General features: G+C 63.7%; 14 protein-coding genes. 4 read left to right on the top strand and 10 right to left on the bottom strand.

The genetic code is table 11. The annotated features are described in order from the left end of the window. Nucleotides 1-27: 27 nt before the first annotated feature. From ACLRDN_RS03235 to ACLRDN_RS03220, 4 genes are read right to left on the bottom strand one after another with little or no spacing between them, the layout of a single operon-like run. On the bottom strand, nucleotides 28-2,229 hold the full coding sequence (locus ACLRDN_RS03235; RefSeq protein ID WP_413458950.1) for a chemotaxis protein CheA: 2,202 nt from the start codon (nucleotides 2,227-2,229) through the stop codon (nucleotides 28-30). After that, the gene (locus tag ACLRDN_RS03230) at nucleotides 2,226-2,540 is read right to left on the bottom strand and encodes an STAS domain-containing protein (protein ID WP_413458949.1); all 315 of its coding nucleotides are present in this window, start codon (nucleotides 2,538-2,540) and stop codon (nucleotides 2,226-2,228) included. The genes ACLRDN_RS03235 and ACLRDN_RS03230 overlap by 4 nt, the downstream gene beginning before the upstream one ends. A 39-nt stretch (nucleotides 2,541-2,579) precedes the next feature. After that, entirely contained in the window at nucleotides 2,580-2,948 is a 369-nt protein-coding gene (locus ACLRDN_RS03225; protein WP_088756398.1) for a response regulator, read from the bottom strand. 16 nt (nucleotides 2,949-2,964) lie between these two features. Further along, complete coding sequence (locus ACLRDN_RS03220) at nucleotides 2,965-4,065, bottom strand: chemotaxis protein (RefSeq protein ID WP_413458948.1); 1,101 nt, start codon at nucleotides 4,063-4,065, stop codon at nucleotides 2,965-2,967. A 416-nt stretch (nucleotides 4,066-4,481) separates the two neighbouring features. Between ACLRDN_RS03220 and ACLRDN_RS03215 the strand changes: the two genes are divergently transcribed. Further along, nucleotides 4,482-5,123 (top strand): deoxynucleoside kinase, encoded by a 642-nt coding sequence (locus tag ACLRDN_RS03215; protein WP_413458947.1) that lies wholly within the window; start codon nucleotides 4,482-4,484, stop codon nucleotides 5,121-5,123. Between the two features lie 7 nt (nucleotides 5,124-5,130). Continuing rightward, nucleotides 5,131-5,958, top strand: a complete 828-nt coding sequence (gene panB / locus ACLRDN_RS03210; protein ID WP_134135504.1) for a 3-methyl-2-oxobutanoate hydroxymethyltransferase — start codon at nucleotides 5,131-5,133, stop codon at nucleotides 5,956-5,958. Between the two features lie 98 nt (nucleotides 5,959-6,056). Here the strand turns inward: panB and dnaJ are convergent, their stop codons facing one another. The 6 genes from dnaJ to ACLRDN_RS03180 all read right to left on the bottom strand — a co-directional run bounded on the left by dnaJ (nucleotide 6,057) and on the right by ACLRDN_RS03180 (nucleotide 14,494). After that, on the bottom strand, nucleotides 6,057-7,184 hold the full coding sequence (gene dnaJ / locus ACLRDN_RS03205; protein ID WP_088756402.1) for a molecular chaperone DnaJ: 1,128 nt from the start codon (nucleotides 7,182-7,184) through the stop codon (nucleotides 6,057-6,059). A 252-nt stretch (nucleotides 7,185-7,436) separates the two neighbouring features. Further along, complete coding sequence (gene dnaK / locus ACLRDN_RS03200; RefSeq protein ID WP_121042962.1) at nucleotides 7,437-9,377, bottom strand: molecular chaperone DnaK; 1,941 nt, start codon at nucleotides 9,375-9,377, stop codon at nucleotides 7,437-7,439. 155 nt (nucleotides 9,378-9,532) lie between these two features. Continuing rightward, nucleotides 9,533-10,096 (bottom strand): nucleotide exchange factor GrpE, encoded by a 564-nt coding sequence (gene grpE / locus ACLRDN_RS03195; protein ID WP_413458946.1) that lies wholly within the window; start codon nucleotides 10,094-10,096, stop codon nucleotides 9,533-9,535. A gap of 600 nt (nucleotides 10,097-10,696) precedes the next feature. Further along, nucleotides 10,697-11,806, bottom strand: a complete 1,110-nt coding sequence (gene hemH, locus ACLRDN_RS03190) for a ferrochelatase (RefSeq protein ID WP_413458945.1) — start codon at nucleotides 11,804-11,806, stop codon at nucleotides 10,697-10,699. A 44-nt stretch (nucleotides 11,807-11,850) separates the two neighbouring features. After that, nucleotides 11,851-13,497 carry a DNA repair protein RecN gene (recN, locus tag ACLRDN_RS03185; RefSeq protein ID WP_413458944.1) on the bottom strand — a complete coding sequence of 549 codons (1,647 nt, stop codon included), beginning with the start codon at nucleotides 13,495-13,497 and terminating at the stop codon, nucleotides 11,851-11,853. A 79-nt stretch (nucleotides 13,498-13,576) separates the two neighbouring features. Beyond that, complete coding sequence (locus tag ACLRDN_RS03180) at nucleotides 13,577-14,494, bottom strand: NAD kinase (RefSeq protein ID WP_039785185.1); 918 nt, start codon at nucleotides 14,492-14,494, stop codon at nucleotides 13,577-13,579. A gap of 36 nt (nucleotides 14,495-14,530) precedes the next feature. Between ACLRDN_RS03180 and ACLRDN_RS03175 the strand changes: the two genes are divergently transcribed. Beyond that, nucleotides 14,531-15,259 carry an HAD family hydrolase gene (locus tag ACLRDN_RS03175; protein WP_413458943.1) on the top strand — a complete coding sequence of 243 codons (729 nt, stop codon included), beginning with the start codon at nucleotides 14,531-14,533 and terminating at the stop codon, nucleotides 15,257-15,259. A 71-nt stretch (nucleotides 15,260-15,330) separates the two neighbouring features. Further along, nucleotides 15,331-16,359 (top strand): heat-inducible transcriptional repressor HrcA, encoded by a 1,029-nt coding sequence (gene hrcA, locus ACLRDN_RS03170; RefSeq protein ID WP_413458942.1) that lies wholly within the window; start codon nucleotides 15,331-15,333, stop codon nucleotides 16,357-16,359. Nucleotides 16,360-16,461: the final 102 nt, after the last annotated feature.

The following is a 16,461-nucleotide window of genomic DNA, read 5'->3' as shown; positions in this document are numbered from 1 at the left end:
GTGGTGCGGGCGCATCGCCGGCGCCCGTCATGGCGCCGCCGCCACGCTGCGTTCGGCGTAGGCCGCCGTACTGCTTTGTTCCTGCTGCTGGGTATGCTGCACCAGGTGTGGAATATCCAGGATCAGCGCGACCCGCCCATCGCCCAGGATGGTCGAGCCGGACAATCCCTTGACCTTGCCGAAGAGCCGTCCCAGCGGCTTGATCACCGCCTGGCATTCACCCAAGAGGCCATCGACCAGCAGCCCGGCGCGCAATTGTCCATACTGGACGATCACCAGGCTCTTGCGCGCGCGCCCCTGCTCGCGCGCCGGCAAGTCGAACAGTTCGCGCAGCGGGACGAAGGGTAATGGTTCGCCGCGCACCGCGACGATATGGCTGCCGCTCTGGCGCGGCGGCATGTCGATGCACTCCACCACCATGTCCAGCGGAATGACGAAGACCGCATTGCCCACCACCACCTGGAAACCGGAGATGATGGCCAGCGTCAGCGGCAGGCGGATACGCACCACCGTGCCCCGGCCCGCTTCGGTATCGATGGCCACCTCGCCCTGCAGCGCATCGATGTTGCGCTTGACCACGTCCATGCCCACGCCACGCCCGGAGAGTTCAGTGATCTGCTCGGCAGTGGAGAAACCGGGCTCGAAAACGAAGCGGTAGATCTCGGCATCGCTCAGTTCGGCCTCCGGCGCTGCCAGTCCTTGCGCGATGGCTTTCTCCAGGATGCGTGCGCGATCCATGCCGCGGCCATCGTCCATCACTTCCACCAGCACGCTGCCCGATTCATGCATGGCATTGAGCCGCAGCGAAGCCTTGGGCGGCTTGCCGGCGGCGATACGCTCGGCCGCCGGCTCGATGCCGTGATCGATGGCATTGCGCACGATGTGCATGAGCGGATCGGCCAGGCGCTCTACCATCGATTTGTCCAGTTCGGTGTCCGAACCGGTCATGGTCAGTTCGATGTCCTTGTCGAGATCGCGGGCGATGTCGCGCACGATACGCGGGAAACGCTGGAACACTTCATTGATCTGCACCATGCGCAGCGTGAGCGCGGCATCGCGGATCTGCTCCATCAGGCCGTCGATGGCCTGGGTGGCCTCCTCGAACTGGCTATCCTTGCGGCGGCGCGCGATCAGCCGGGCACTGGCGCCGGCAATGACCAGCTCGCCCACCAGGTCGATGAGCTGGTCCAGCTTGGAGACTTCGATCTTGATGAATTTCTGTTCCTGAGCGCGCCGCTCGTCCAGCGGACGCGGACGCGCACCGGTAACAGGAACGGCCACCGGCACCACCTCTGCGGCCGCTTCCTCCAGGGTGGCCGCGCCGAGACTGCGCCATTGCGCTTCACTGAACAAGGCCAGGCTGCGCCACTGGCCCGCCAGGCGGGCCGCGTCCTCGCGTGCCAGGCGCTGCAGCACGGCCGCATACGCCGACAGGGGACTTTGCGGCGGCAGGATGTCGATGCGGCTGTCATCGCGCACGAATTCGAAAACGTCCTCCAGCGTTTGCCGGGTGGAGTCGGAGGCCAGGCAGATTTCCACGCCCAGGTAGCAGCTCTCGGCATCCATGGCACCGGCCTCGGGCAGGCCTCCTTCTACCGGGAGCACGGCGATGATGCGCCCCAGCGAACGCAGGTAGTACAGGAAGGACAGCGGATCAAGGCCGTCGCGCAGGACGTTTTCGTTGAACTGCAGCGACAGATGCCAGTAAGGGTAATCGGCCGCAGCCTGCAGGGCCGCGTCGACCTCCTGCCCGGCGCTCGCCTCCGCAAGCGCCTCGCCGGCGGGCCGAAGGCCGGTGCGGACCGGTTCGCTGGCCGCGGCTTCACCGGGCGCCGTGGCCGTCTGCGCCACCTCGGCCAGTTCGGCCAGCAAGGTGGCACGACGCTCGGCGTTGGGCTCCTCGGCTTCCTGGTTGCATTCGATGGCGTCGACCAGTTCGCCAATGTAATCGCCACACTGCAGCAGCAGCGACATCAGGTGCGCGTTCAGGGGCAGGCGTTCTTCGCGTACCAGGTCCAGCACGTGCTCCACCTGATGGGTGAACTGCACGATGCTGTCGAAGGCAAACAGGCCCGCTGAGCCCTTGATGGTGTGGGCAGCGCGGAAGATGGCGTTGATGCTGTCGCGCGTCGGGCCTTCCATCTCGATCTGCAGCAAAGCCGCTTCCATGGCCACCAGCAGCTCGCGGGCTTCCTGGACGACGGCGTCGCGGGCGGAGTCCTTCTTCATGCGGCCTCCACGGCGGGGCTCAATCGTTCATGCAATTGCAGCAGGTCCAGCACGGCCAGCACCGCCGGGCTGCAGGCGCCGATTTCCAGCCGGCGGCCGGCGTTGGCCAGCTCGCGCCGCAACAGCAGCAGCAACTGGATGCCGGCGGTATCGAGTTCATCGACCCCTGCCAGGTCGAGCACCACCTCCGTCTGCGGCAAGCTCAGGGCGTGCAGCAATTCCGGCTTGCGCTCGGCCGCCTGGAAAATGGTCAGTCCCCCGCTCACGGTGAGCAGCAGGCTGTCCTCTTGCACGGAATACGTCAGCGGCATGGTGGGGGTCTCAGCATTGTCTTCAACGGTGCGGGCGGCTCAAGGCTGCACCAGCTTGGCTACGGCATCGAGCAGCACCGGCGGCAGGAAGGGCTTGTGCACCCAGGCACGGATGCCGGCAGCCTTGCCTTCCTGCTTGCGCGCTTCGCTGCTTTCGGTGGTCAGCATGATGACGGGGGTGAATTTGTAGGCGGGCAACTGCTTCATCTCGCGCACGAAGGACAGGCCGTCCAGGTTGGGCATGTTGAGGTCGGAGATGACCAGGTTGAACTTGCGGCCATCGAGTTTCTTGAGCGCCTCGCGACCGTCGGCAGCCTCTTCGACCTGATAGCCGGCGCTCTTCAGGGCGGCCGTGATGGTCTGCCGCAGGCTGAAGGAATCGTCGACGATCAATATGCATTTTTCCATCTCGGTTCCTCGGGTCTCAGAAAAAATCCACCTGCGACGGTGGCGCCGGATGGCCCTGCTGGCCTGCGTGCATCTGGCGTTGCTCCTGGGTGGTATAGGTCTTTTCGAGATCGGCCAGCCACTGCTGCGGCGAGGGCAACGCCTGGGCCTCTGCGTCTGCGGCCGCGCTGCGCAGGCGCAGGATGTCCTGCTGCACGTGATCCAGGATCTGGCTGATGCGGTCCTGGAATTGCAGGTGGACCAGGATGTCGCAGACCTCGCGGTCCACTTCTCGACCCTCGTCTTCCAGCGCTTCCATGGACGTGGTGAGCTTCATGGCGGAGTGGCGGAAGTCGGCGATGATCTGGTCGATCACGGCGCGCGAGTTTTCGGCGATGCCTTCGGTACTGGCGGTGGCGTCCCCGGTGGTGCCGATGGCCGCCATGATCTGCTGGCGCGCGCTCTTGGCGCGGGCGGCAATCTGGCGGCTGTTCTCGGCCGAGCGTTCGGCCAGTTCCTGCCAGCTCTGTTCGTCGCTGAGCAGATCGGTCACGCCGGTCTGGCCAGCCAGTTGCTCGTTCTGCTGGGCCAGGCGGCGGATCTCGTCATTGGCGGCCATGAGGCTGTCGAACTTGGTCACCAGCACCTGGCGCGAGGCCAGCATGCCTTCCAGGGCCGTGGCAATGGCACCCAATTGTTCAGCCGCATGCTGCACCGTCTGCAGGATCTCGCCATTCGTGCCGTGCCTGGCCGGGTCCAGTGCGCCGCCAAGGCGCTCGTGGATGCCGACAAAGCGGGCCGTCAAGCTGTCGATGGCCGATTGCGTCTGCGCCCGGGCCAGCTGGACATTGCCCTGCCACACCGGCAGCACTTCGCGCAGCAAATCGGCCAGCGGCGCGCTGCCCGCCACCGGCGGCGCGGGAGCGGCCAGCACCGGCTCGGCGGCAACCGGCGCCGGCATCGGTTGCGCCAGCACCGGCGGCGTCGCCACGGCCGGGGCAGGCAGGCAAGTCAGGTAAAAGGCGCCGCCGATCAGCAGGCCCACCAGCAGCCCCAGCCACCAGTGCTGGGCCAGCATCATGAACAGCAGCAGATTCACCAGGCACAGCCCCGGCAAGATATTGCGAAGCGATTTCACAGCCACGTTTTCCTGTTGGTTGTTTCAGCTCGGATCAAAAACGGCAGGGCCAAGGACGACGCATCAAGCCCCATTGATGTTTACGGCAGGAACTGGCGCTTCTTGGGGCAGCGCGGGTAACTTCGGGCAACTTCGGGCCGGCCAGGCCGGGGCAAAGCCGCTACAGCCGCCGCCTCTGGCACTAATTCGCGGCCCCGCCGGTCTACCCTGCGCGCACCAAGCCACAGACTATTGTGCTGCTTGACCATGTGTTGCCTTGCGTGGAATAAGGGCCAAAATCCGCCTGAGTTGTCTGCACCACCTGACAATCTGCCGGATATTGACAGAGAATTAACAACAATCGCCTCCCGCGGCCAGCGTCGCCCGGGATGAAATCAACTACAATGCCGCACCCGGCGCGCCGGGGGAAAGAAGCCATGGAACTGGAAAGCTACCGCTACATCGCAATCGACGGCCCCATCGGGGCCGGCAAGACCTCGCTGGCCACGCGCCTGTCCACGCTGTGGGGCGCGCAGGCCGTGCTGGAACAGCCGGAGGGCAATCCCTTCCTGGCCGAGTTCTACCGGGATGCCGCACGGCATGCCTTCCAGACCCAGGTCTTTTTCCTCCTGCAGCGCATGGGGCAGTTGCAGGCGCCGCTGGATCCGGCGCAGCTGGAGGGACGCTTCGTGGCCGACTTCATGCTGGAGAAGAACATCCTGTTCGCCCAGCTGACCTTGGCCGGGGATGAACTGGCGCTCTATGACGCCTTGTATCGCCAGCTGCAGCCCAAAGCGCGAGTGCCGGACCTGGTGATCCATCTGCAGGCACCGGCCGATGTTTTGCAGACGCGCATCACAACGCGCGGGATCGCCATGGAGGAAGCCATCTCCCTGGATTACCTGCAACGGCTGTCGGAGTGCTACAGTCAATTTTTCTATCACTACCAAGACGCGCCGGTACTGACCGTCAACACCGAGCACCTGGATCCGGCCCACAGCGACGCCGATCTGGCCATCCTGCTGCAGCACATCCAGGAGATGCACGGGCCGCGCGCCTTTCTCAATCACGGAGGTTGAATCTTTCATGGCAGGCTATCTTCAGGAATCGGGCGCGGCACGCGCCAAGCCGGTGACCACCCACACCCTGCAGGCGATGCGCGCCAAGGGCGACAAGATCAGCATGCTGACCTGTTATGACGCCAGCTTCGCCACGCTCATGGAGCGTGCCGGGCTGGAAACGGTGTTGATCGGCGACTCCTTGGGCATGGTCTGCCAAGGGCATGATTCGACCCTGCCGGTAACGATCCAGGATGTGGCCTACCACACCGCGGCAGTGGCCCGCGGCACCCGCACCATGCTCATCATCGCCGACCTGCCCTTCGGCACCTACCCGACCCGCGAGGAAGCCTTCCGCAACGCCGCGCTGCTCATGCAAGCGGGCGCGCAAATGGTCAAGCTCGAAGGCGGCGTGTGGCTGGCCGATACCATCAAGTTCCTCACCGAGCGCGGCATCCCGGTGTGCGCGCACATTGGCCTCACGCCACAGTCGGTGCACCAGCTGGGCGGCTTCAAGGTGCAGGGCAAGACCAGCGATGGCGCCACCCAACTGCATGCGGATGCGCTGGCGGTACAGCAGGCAGGCGCCTCGCTGGTGGTCATCGAAGCGGTGCCGGCCACGCTGGGCAAGGAAGTGACCGACCGCCTGGCCATCCCCACCATCGGCATTGGCGCCGGCCCCGATTGCTCGGGCCAGGTGCTGGTGATGCATGACATGCTGGGCGTGTTCCCGGGCCACAAGAGCCGCTTCGTGCGCAACTTCATGGACGGGGCCAGCGGCATCGAGGAGGCGGTGCGCCACTATGTGGCCGCTGTGAAGGACGGCAGCTTCCCGGCGCAGGAGCATTGCTTCTGATGGCTTGATGGAGGCTGTGGACAAGAAAAAGGCCAGCGATGTCGCTGGCCTTTTGCTTTGCTGCTGGTGACGCAGGATGCTGCTGTGGCAGCGGCGGCTTACTCGAAGAATTCCTTGACCTTGTCCTTCCAGGTCTTGGTCTGCGGGCTGTGCTTGGCGCCGCCTTCGGTGGTGAGCTGCTCGAACTCGCGCAGCAGTTCCTTCTGGCGATCGGTCAGCTTGACCGGGGTTTCCACCACGACGTGGCAGAACAGATCGCCCGCGTAACCGGAACGCACACCCTTGATGCCCTTGCCGCGCAGGCGGAAGGTCTTGCCGCTCTGGGTACCTTCGGGAATGGAGAAGGACGCCTTGCCGTTGAGCGTGGGCGCTTCGATCTCGCCACCCAGTGCCGCCTTGGCGAAGGAGATCGGCATCTCGCAATGCAGGTCGTCGCCATCGCGCTGGAACACGTCGTGCGGCTTGATGTGGATTTCCACATACAGGTCGCCCGGGGGACCGCCGTTGACGCCCGGTTCACCGTTGCCGGAGGAACGGATGCGCATGCCGTCGTCGATGCCTTCGGGGATCTTCACTTCCAGCGTCTTGTTGCGCTTGATGCGGCCGGCACCGGCGCAGGTGGTGCAGGGTTCCGGAATGATCTTGCCGCTGCCGTGGCACTTGGGGCAGGTCTGCTGGATGCTGAAGAAGCCCTGCTGCATGCGCACCTGGCCGTGACCGCCGCAGGTGGTGCAAGTGACCGGCGAGGTGCCGGGCTTGGCGCCGCTGCCGTGGCAGGTATCGCACTGGTCCCAGGAGGGCACGCGAATGGTGGTGTCGAAGCCGTGCGCGGCCTGCTCCAGCGTGATTTCCAGGTTGTAGCGCAGGTCGGCGCCGCGATAGACCTGCGGACCGGAATTGCGGCCGCGGCCACCGCCGCCACCGAAGATGTCGCCAAAGATGTCGCCGAAGGCGTCGGCAAAGCCGCCCGCGCCGGCACCGCCGCCGCCACCCATGTTGGGGTCGACGCCGGCATGGCCGTAGCGGTCGTAGGCCTCGCGCTTCTGCGGGTCCGACAGCATCTCGTAGGCTTCCTTGACCTCCTTGAACTTGTCTTCCGCACCCTTGCTGTCGGGGTTGCGGTCAGGATGGTACTTCATCGCCAGCTTGCGATAAGCCTTCTTGATTTCGTCGTCGCTGGCGTTCTTCGCCAGTCCGAGCACTTCGTAAAAATCGCGTTTTGCCATGTTGTATAACCCACCTTGTTATTGTGTTCCGTCGCTGCTGCGATGGCCTGCATCTGCGGCCGCGCAAGCACGACCGGAAACCAACAATGTGAAAAAGCCGAGTTCAGCTTTTGACTGCGGACTCGGCGTACCGGCCTGGCCGAAAAAACAACCCGGCCGGGTGGATGCTTCTCAAAAATCCGCCCGGGCTGCGGAAAAACCGCACCCGGGCGCGAGCGCTGACCTCAGGTAAATCGAGGCGTCAGTCCCGGATTACTTCACTTCCTTGAAGTCGGCGTCGACCACGTTGTCGTCCTTCGGGGCTGCACCGGCGGCACCCGCCTGGGCACCGGCAGCGCCGGCCGCACCACCGGCGGCAGCGGCTTGCGCCTGCTGGTCGGCGTACATCTTCTCGCCCAGCTTCTGCGCCGCGGTCGACAGGGCTTCGGTCTTGGCATCGATGGTGGCCTTGTCGTCACCCTTCAAGGCTTCTTCCAGGTTCTTGATGGCAGCTTCGATGACTTCCTTCTCACCGGCTTCCAGCTTGTCGCCGTATTCGCCCAGGGCCTTCTTGGTCGAGTGCACCAGCGCGTCACCCTGGTTGCGGGTCTCGGCCAGTTCCTTCAGGCGCTTGTCTTCCTCGGCGTTGGCTTCGGCGTCGCGCACCATCTTTTCGATCTCTTCTTCATTCAGGCCGGAGTTGGCCTTGATGGTGATCTTGTTTTCCTTGCCGGTGGCCTTGTCCTTGGCGCCCACGTGCAGGATGCCGTTGGCGTCGATGTCGAAGGTCACTTCGATCTGCGGGGTGCCGCGCGGTGCCGGCGGGATGCCTTCCAGGTTGAATTCACCCAGGGCCTTGTTGCCCACGGCCATTTCACGCTCGCCCTGGTAGACCTTGATGGTCACGGCCGGTTGGTTGTCGTCGGCAGTGGAGAACACCTGGCTGAACTTGGTCGGGATGGTGGTGTTCTTCTTGATCATCTTGGTCATGACGCCGCCCATGGTTTCGATACCCAGCGACAGCGGGGTCACGTCCAGCAGCAGCACGTCCTTGCGGTCGCCCGAGAGGACCGAACCCTGGATGGCGGCACCGACGGCCACGGCTTCGTCGGGGTTCACGTCACGGCGCGGATCCTTGCCGAAGAATTCCTTCACCTTCTCGATGACCTTGGGCATGCGGGTCATGCCGCCGACCAGGATCACGTCGTCGATGTCAGACACCTTCACACCGGCGTCCTTGATGGCGGTGCGGCAGGGTTCGATGGTCTTGGCGATCAGTTCCTCAACCAGGGACTCCAGCTTGGCGCGGGTGATCTTCAGGTTCAGGTGGACCGGTGCGCCATTGGCCATGGCGATGTAGGGCTCGTTGATCTCGGTCTGTTGCGAGGACGACAGCTCGATCTTGGCGCGTTCGGCCGAAGCCTTGATGCGCTGCAGGGCGATGGCGTCCTTGGACAGGTCCAGGCCGTTGATCTTCTTGAATTCCTCGATGATGTAGTCGATCAGGCGCTGGTCGAAGTCTTCGCCGCCCAGGAAGGTGTCACCGTTGGTGGACAGCACTTCGAACTGCTTTTCGCCATCGACGTCAGCGATTTCAATAATGGACACGTCGAAAGTACCGCCGCCCAGGTCATACACGGCGATCTTGCGGTCACCCTTTTCAGCCTTGTCCAGGCCGAAAGCCAGTGCCGCTGCGGTCGGTTCGTTGATGATGCGCTTGACGTCCAAGCCGGCGATGCGGCCGGCATCCTTGGTGGCCTGGCGCTGGGCGTCGTTGAAGTAGGCCGGAACCGTGATGACGGCTTCGGTGACTTCTTCGCCCAGGTAGTCTTCGGCGGTCTTCTTCATCTTGCGCAGGACTTCAGCGGAAATCTGCGGCGGGGCCAGCTTCTTGTCGCGCACGCCGATCCAGGCGTCGCCGTTGTCGGCGGCCACGATCTGGTAGGGCATCAGGTTGATGTCCTTCTGCACTTCCTTCTCGGTGAACTTGCGGCCGATCAGGCGCTTGGCGGCGTAGATGGTGTTCTTGGGGTTGGTGACGGCCTGGCGCTTGGCGGGTGCGCCGACCAGGATTTCGCCGTCTTCCTGATACGCAATGATGGAAGGCGTGGTACGCGCGCCTTCGGAGTTCTCGATCACCTTGGGCTGGTTGCCTTCCATGACGGAAACGCAAGAGTTGGTGGTGCCCAGGTCAATACCAATGATTTTTCCCATGATTTTTCCTTCGTTCTTTCAGCCCTGGATGTCGGGCTACAGGTGTTTTGAATGGTTTGAATATGTGGAGGAAAGGCGGACTTTCAAGCGCCGAAACCACCGGGACAAGCAAAAATGATGCCTTTTGCGTTTATCCCCTCGCGGCGCCGGTCCGCTTACTTTCCCTGGGCCACCGTCACCAGCGCCGGACGCAGCAGACGGTCGGAAATCATATAGCCTTTTTGCAGCACGGCAACGACCGTGTTGGCTTCCTGCTCGGCCGGCACGGCCGAGACGGCCTGGTGCTTCATGGGGTCGAGCTTCTCGCCGGTTTGCGGGCTGACTTCCTGCAGCTTGTTCTTCTCGAAGGCCGAGGAGAGTTGCTTCAAGGTCATGTCCACGCCTTCCTTGAGCGATTCCAGCGAGGCGTTTTCAATCTTCAGGGCCATTTCCAGGCTGTCCTTGACCGCCAGCAGCGACTCGGCGAAGCCCTCGATGGCGAACTTGTGGGCCTTGGCGATGTCTTCCTGAGCACGGCGGCGGATGTTCTCGCCTTCGGCACGGGCACGCAGGAAGGCGTCCTGCATCTCGGCAGCACGGGCTTCAGCTGCCGCCAGCTTGTCTTCCAGCGTAGGCTCGGCAGCCGGAGCAGCCTGCTCGGAGGCGGTGGCAGCAGCGGCGTCAGCAGCCTGGTTGTCTTGCTGGACGGATGGGTTTTCCTGTTTTTCCATGTCTTGCATTCCTGAATTACCTCCAACAAATCAATGATTTACGTGCGTGCGGCAGCCTGATGTGCAGGGCCGTGCGCCAAGGGATGCGGCACAAGTAGGGCATGTCCCTGCTTTTTCAAGGGCTTTTTGGCACTTTCCGGCGACTTTTTGCCTATTTCTGCGATTTCAAGAAAAAAATGTTACGCGCACTGACAGAAATTACGGGGTCTGACTTCAAGTTAATTCGAGCCCGACCTAAACTGAATTCGAGTTCCTGCCCCTTGGGGCTGACTCGTCCGGCAACATTCCGGCTTCCTCTCATCGCTTGTCGCGCCAACAAGGTGTCATCATGAAACTGCCACTGATTGCGGCCATTATCTTCGTCGCCCTGTACAGCCTGCTGGCAACCGCCTGGATCAGCTATACGCATCTGGTGAGCGAATACACGCTCTGAGCGACGCTACCCCCCGGTTTTTTTCTTGTATGAACGATTTGGTCGCACTGCACCAGGCAAGACCATTGCCCGACAGACAACATCAGCGACAGTAAAGGCGTTCAGCCCGCTATTCTAGCAGGCCGAGGGGGGCTGACCGCCCTGGATCGGCGGTCGATATGAAGCTTCCGGAAAAATCAGCGATCCGCGCCCAGCGCCTTGGCCCGCTCTGCGGCGATCGCCTGCTGGCGCGCCATCTCCTCGCGGGCGGCCGCATTGCTCATGGTCGGCCAGCCGGCCAGATGCTGCTCGACGATCTCCACCATGCCGTTGATCCAGGCCGGTGATTCATTCAGGCAAGGGATGAAGTGAAACTCCTTGCCGCCTGCGTGCAGGAAGTCTTCCTTCACTTCCATGGCGATTTCTTCCAGGGTTTCCAGGCAGTCGCTGGTGAAGCCGGGGCACATCACGTCGATGCGGCGCACGCCCTGGCGGCCCAGTTCCTGAGCGGTGGGCGCGGTGTAAGGCTGCAGCCATTCGGCCTTGCCGAAGCGCGACTGGAAGGTCACCTGGTATTGCTCGTCGGTCAGCCCCAGCGACTGCGCCAGCAGGCGGGCGGTCTTGTAGCACTCGCAATGGTAAGGGTCGCCCAGCATCAGTGTGCGCTTGGGCACGCCGTGGAAACTCATCAGCAGCTTGTCCGGCCGGCCGTGCAGGTCCCAGTGATCCAGCACCGACTGGCGCAGCGCCTGGATGTAGGCATCCTGGTCGTGATAGTTGCGGATCAGGCGCAGCTCGGGAATGTTGCGCACCTGGCGGTAATGATCGAAGACGGCATCGAAGATGGAGGCCGTGGTCGTGCCCGAATACTGCGGATAGGCCGGCAGCACCAGGATGCGCGTGCACCCCTGTTGCTTCAGCTGGTCCAGCACCTCGGGCAGCGACGGCGTGCCATAGCGCATGGCATGCACCACCTGCAACTGATGATGGCCGCGCCCGGCCAGCTGCACCGCCAGTGCAGCAGCCTGGCGCTGGGTATGCACGCGCAGCGGCGAGCCTTCCTCGGTCCAGATGCTGGCGTATTTCTCGGCCGACTTGGAGGAGCGGAAGGGCAGGATGATACCGTTGAGAATGAACCACCACACGGCGCGCGGGATTTCCACTACACGCGGGTCCGACAGGAACTGCTTGAGGTAGCGCCGCAATGCGCCCGCAGTGGGCGCATCGGGCGTGCCGAGATTGACCAGCACCACGGCGGTCGAGGCCGGGCTGCCATGGGTGTAGGGTGGTTCTTTGCGGAAGGGCATGGTCGTTGAGCTTGGGTTTCTTGATGTTCTTGGTGTGAAGGCGATCAGGAAGCCAGCAGCTCGCGCGCATGCTTGCGCGTGGTGGCCGTGATTTCCAGTCCGCCCAGCATGCGGGCGATTTCTTCCACGCGCGCCTTGGGGTCCAGCCCGTCGATATCGGAGAGGGTCTTGCCGCCCTCGCTGCGCTTCTTGACCTGATAGTGCTGGTTGGCCTGGCTGGCCACCTGCGGCAAGTGGGTCACGCACAGCACTTGCCGTTCCTGGCCGAGGCGCTTCAAGAGCCGTCCGACCACTTCGGCCACGGCACCGCCGATGCCACTGTCGACTTCATCGAAGATCAGGGTCGGCACCGTGGTGGCGGCCGAGGCGATCACCGAGATGGCCAGCGAGATGCGCGCCAGCTCACCGCCCGAGGCCACCTTGGCCAGGGCGCGCGGCGCCACGCCGGCGTGGCCGGCCACCAGGAATTCCACCTGCTCCAGTCCGTACGCGGCCGGTTCAACTTCATTGAGCGCGATCTCGAAGCGCCCACCGGCCATCGACAGATCCTGCATGGCGGCCGTGACTGCCTCGCCCAATGCGGCAGCGGCCTTGGCGCGGGCCTTGGAGAGTTTCTGCGCCTGAGTCAGATAAATTTCCTTGAGCTTGTCTTCCTGCGCGCGCAGGGCGTCGAGATCGCTGGCATCGGCCAGTTGCTTCAATTCTTCGGAGAGCTTGCGATATTCCTCCGGCAGCTCATCGGGCTGCACGTGGAATTTGCGGGCGGTCGAATGGATGGCTTCGAGGCGCTCTTCCACTTCCTGCAGGCGCGCGGGGTCGAGTTCCACGCGGCCGAGATAATCATTCAAGGCATAGACCGCTTCCTGCAGCTGGATCTGCGCCGGTTCCAGCGCATCGAGCACCGGCTTCAGAGCAGTATCGACATCGACCAGCTTGGTCAGCTTCTGCGTGATCGAGGAGAGCTGCGAGAGGATGGGCGACTCCGATTCCGAGATCACGCCCAGCGCCTCCTGCGCGCCACCGATGAGCGCGGCGGCATGCGACAGGCGGCTGTGCTCGGTACTGATGTCAGCCCATTCGCCGGGCTTGACAGCCAGCTTGTGCAGTTCGGCCACCTGCCACTCCAGGCGCTCGCGCTCCAGCAGCACATTGCGCGCATCCTGCTCGAACTGCTCACGCTGGCGCGCCAGGGCGCGCCAGGTTTTGTAAGCGGCAGCCACTTCACGGGCAGGCTCCAGCAGACCGGCCTGGCTGTCCAGCAACTGGCGCTGGGCATCGGCCTTCATGAGCGACTGGTGCGCGTGCTGGCCGTGGATGTCCACCAGCATCTCGCCGACTTCGCGCAATTGTGCAGCGGTGGCGGCGCTGCCGTTGATGTAGGCCTTGCTGCGGCCGGCATTGTCGATCACCCGGCGCAGCAGCACGCCGTCGTGCTCGCCGCTGAATTCGTGTTCGTCCAGCCAGGCCATCACTTCCGGCGTGGCGGTGAAGTCGGCGCTCACATCCGCCTTGGCCGCGCCCTCGCGCACCACGCTGGGATCGCCCCGTCCGCCCATGGCCAGCGCCAGGGCATCGATGAGGATGGATTTGCCGGCGCCGGTTTCGCCGGTGAAGACGGAAAATCCGCGCGCGAATTCGAGCTCGATGGCATCGACAATCACGAAGTCGCGAATCGTTAAGGTACGCAGCATGGTGGTCTCGCAGCGGGTTGGACGGACAGGCCATTAGGCTCAAGCGGGCCGGCACGCCATGGCCGGGCTTGATGCGCGCTTATTGTAATCGGCCTTCTATGGAGGGGTATTCATTCCAGTGCAGCTTCTCGCGCAGGGTATCGAAATAACTCCAGCCCTCGGGATGCAGGAAAGTGATCTTGTGCGCCGATCGGCGGATCACGATGCGGTCGCCATGCAGCACGCTGGTCAAGGACTGCATGTCGAAGTTGGCGCTGACCTCGCGCCCGGCCACCACCTGGATCACGATCTCGCAGGAATCCGACAGCGTGATGGGACGGTTCGACAGCGAATGCGGAGAAATCGGCACCATCACGATCCCGTGCAGGCTGGGATGCAGGATGGGGCCGCCGGCCGACAAGGCATAGGCGGTGGAACCGGTGGGCGTGGCCACGATGAGGCCATCAGAACGCTGGTTGTACATGAAGCGGCCATCGACCTCCACCCGCAGCTCGACCATGCCGGAGGTGGAGCCGCGCGCCACCACCACATCGTTCAAGGCCAGCGCGCGGAAGATCTCGCTGCCCTCGCGGTAGACCCGCGCTTCCAGCAGCGAACGCGACTCGGCTTCGACCTTGCCTTCCAGCATGTCGGCCAGAGCCGGTATCATGCGGTCTTGGGCGATATCGGTGATGAAACCCAGGCGGCCCTGGTTGATGCCGATCAGCGGCACGTTGTAGGGTGCCAGCTGGCGCGCAATGCCGAGCATGGTGCCGTCGCCGCCGACCACGATGGCCACGTCGGCGTGATGTCCGATCTGCTCGGGCGTCATGCTGTCATAGCCTTGAAGGGCGATGTTCTCGGCGGTCTCGGACTCGAAGACCACGGTGTGGCCGTGCGACTCCAGGAACACCGCGATGTCCGACAAGATCTGCGCGATGCCGACGGCCTGGAACTTGCCGACGATGGCGACGGTTTTGGGTACGGCTGCCTGAACGGGTAATTTGATGGGCCACATGCTGCGGATTAGACCATAATTTGAGATGACATTGTAATGAAACCAAGCGCTTCCTCCCTGCCCTCCTCGCTCGCCCCTTCCCCCATCGAGGCGGTCCTGTTCGATCTCGACGATACCTTGTGGGCCATCGAACCGGTGCTGGTGCGTGCCGAAGGCCTGCTCTACGACTGGCTGCGCGAGCATGCGCCCGCCGTGGTGGCGGCCCATACCATTGCCAGCCTGCGCGAACGCCGCATGGCCCTGATGCAGACCGATCCCATGTACCGCATCGACCTCTGGAAGCTGCGCCACACGGCGCTCTCCGAGGTCTTCCGTGAACATGACGTGGACCTGGCGCTGGTCGATCCGGCCATGGCCCTGTTCTCCGAAGCGCGCAGCACGGTGGCGCTGTTCGATGACGTCGAACCGGCGCTGCTGCGCATGAAGGGCCGACTCACCCTGGGTTCGGTCTCCAACGGTTTTGCCGACCTGGAGCGCATCGGCCTGGCCGGGCACTTCGGGGTCTCGATTGCGGCGCATCGCTTCGGCCGCGCCAAACCGGACCCGGCCATCTTCCACGCCGCCTGCGAGGCACTGCAGGTCGCCCCGGCGGCTACCGTCTATGTGGGCGACGATCCGCTGCTGGACGTGCAAGGTGCGCAGCGGGCCGGTTTGCGGGCGGTGTGGATGAACCGTTTCGACCGCACCCTGCCCGCAGGCATCACGCCCGACGCCATCTGCCGCGACCTGCATGAGCTGCACGACTGGCTGCAAGCGCAAGCCTGACCCTTTGTTCAATTTTTGGAAGAACTGACGCGGCCGTCACATTTACCGGATATGCCGCTAGAATATGCCCCATGCAACTCGATAACCGCGCCCGCACACTCCTGAAGGCCCTGGTCGAACGGTACATCGCCGACGGCCAGCCAGTGGGCTCGCGCGCCCTGTCGAAACTGTCGGGCCTGGAACTGTCGCCGGCGACCATCCGCAACATCATGGCCGATCTCGAAGAGATGGGCTTCGTCGCCAGCCCGCACACCTCGGCCGGCCGCGTACCCACGCCGCGCGGCTATCGCATGTTCGTCGACACGCTGCTGACCGTCGAGGCCATCGACGAGAGCGCCCTCGAAGGCCGCCTGCAGGCGCGCTTGCAGCACAGCGGTTCGCCCCAGAAGATCATCACCAACGCAGCCCAGGTGCTGTCTTCGCTGTCGCAGTTCGCCGGGGTGGTGATGACGCCCAAGCGCGAATCGATGTTCCAGCAGATCGAGTTCCTGCGGCTGTCGGAAAAGCGCATCCTGCTGGTCATCGTCGACCAGGGCGGCGACGTGCAGAACCGCATGCTCCTGACCGACGTCGACTACACCCCGAGCCAGCTGACCCAGGCCGCCAACTACATCAACCAGCATTACGCCGGCCAGTCCTTCGACCAGGTGCGCATCCACCTGCAGGGCGAACTGCGCCAGCTGCGCGACGACATGACCGTGCTCATGCAGGCCGCCGTCGAAGCCGGCAGCGACGCCATGAACGAAGAGGCCGACAACAACGTGGTCATCTCCGGCGAACGCAACCTGCTGTCGGTGACCGACCTGTCCTCCAACATGAATTCGCTGCGCCGCCTGTTCGACATGTTCGAGCAGAAGACCGGGCTCCTGCAGCTGCTCGATGTGTCCAGCAAGGCGACCGGCGTACAGATCTTCATCGGCGGCGAATCCCAGCTGGTGCCGATGGATGACATGAGCATCGTCACCGCCCCCTACGAGGTCAACGGCCGCATCGTCGGCACCCTGGGCGTGATCGGGCCGACCCGCATGGCCTACGAGCGCGTCATTCCCATCGTCGACATCACCGCCAAGCTGCTCTCCAGCGCGCTGAGCCAGCACTGAACGCGGCACTTCTGCCAGCACGCAAAAAAGCCACGTGGTAGCACACGTGGCTTTTTGCTTTTTCCTTCACGCTGCCTTGCTCAAACCGAGCCAGGAAGCGAT

It is taken from the genome of Herbaspirillum huttiense, assembly GCF_047300815.1.
Taxonomy (GTDB): Bacteria; Pseudomonadota; Gammaproteobacteria; order Burkholderiales; family Burkholderiaceae_D; genus Herbaspirillum; species Herbaspirillum huttiense_A.
This window is presented reverse-complemented; position numbering and strand designations above follow the sequence as displayed.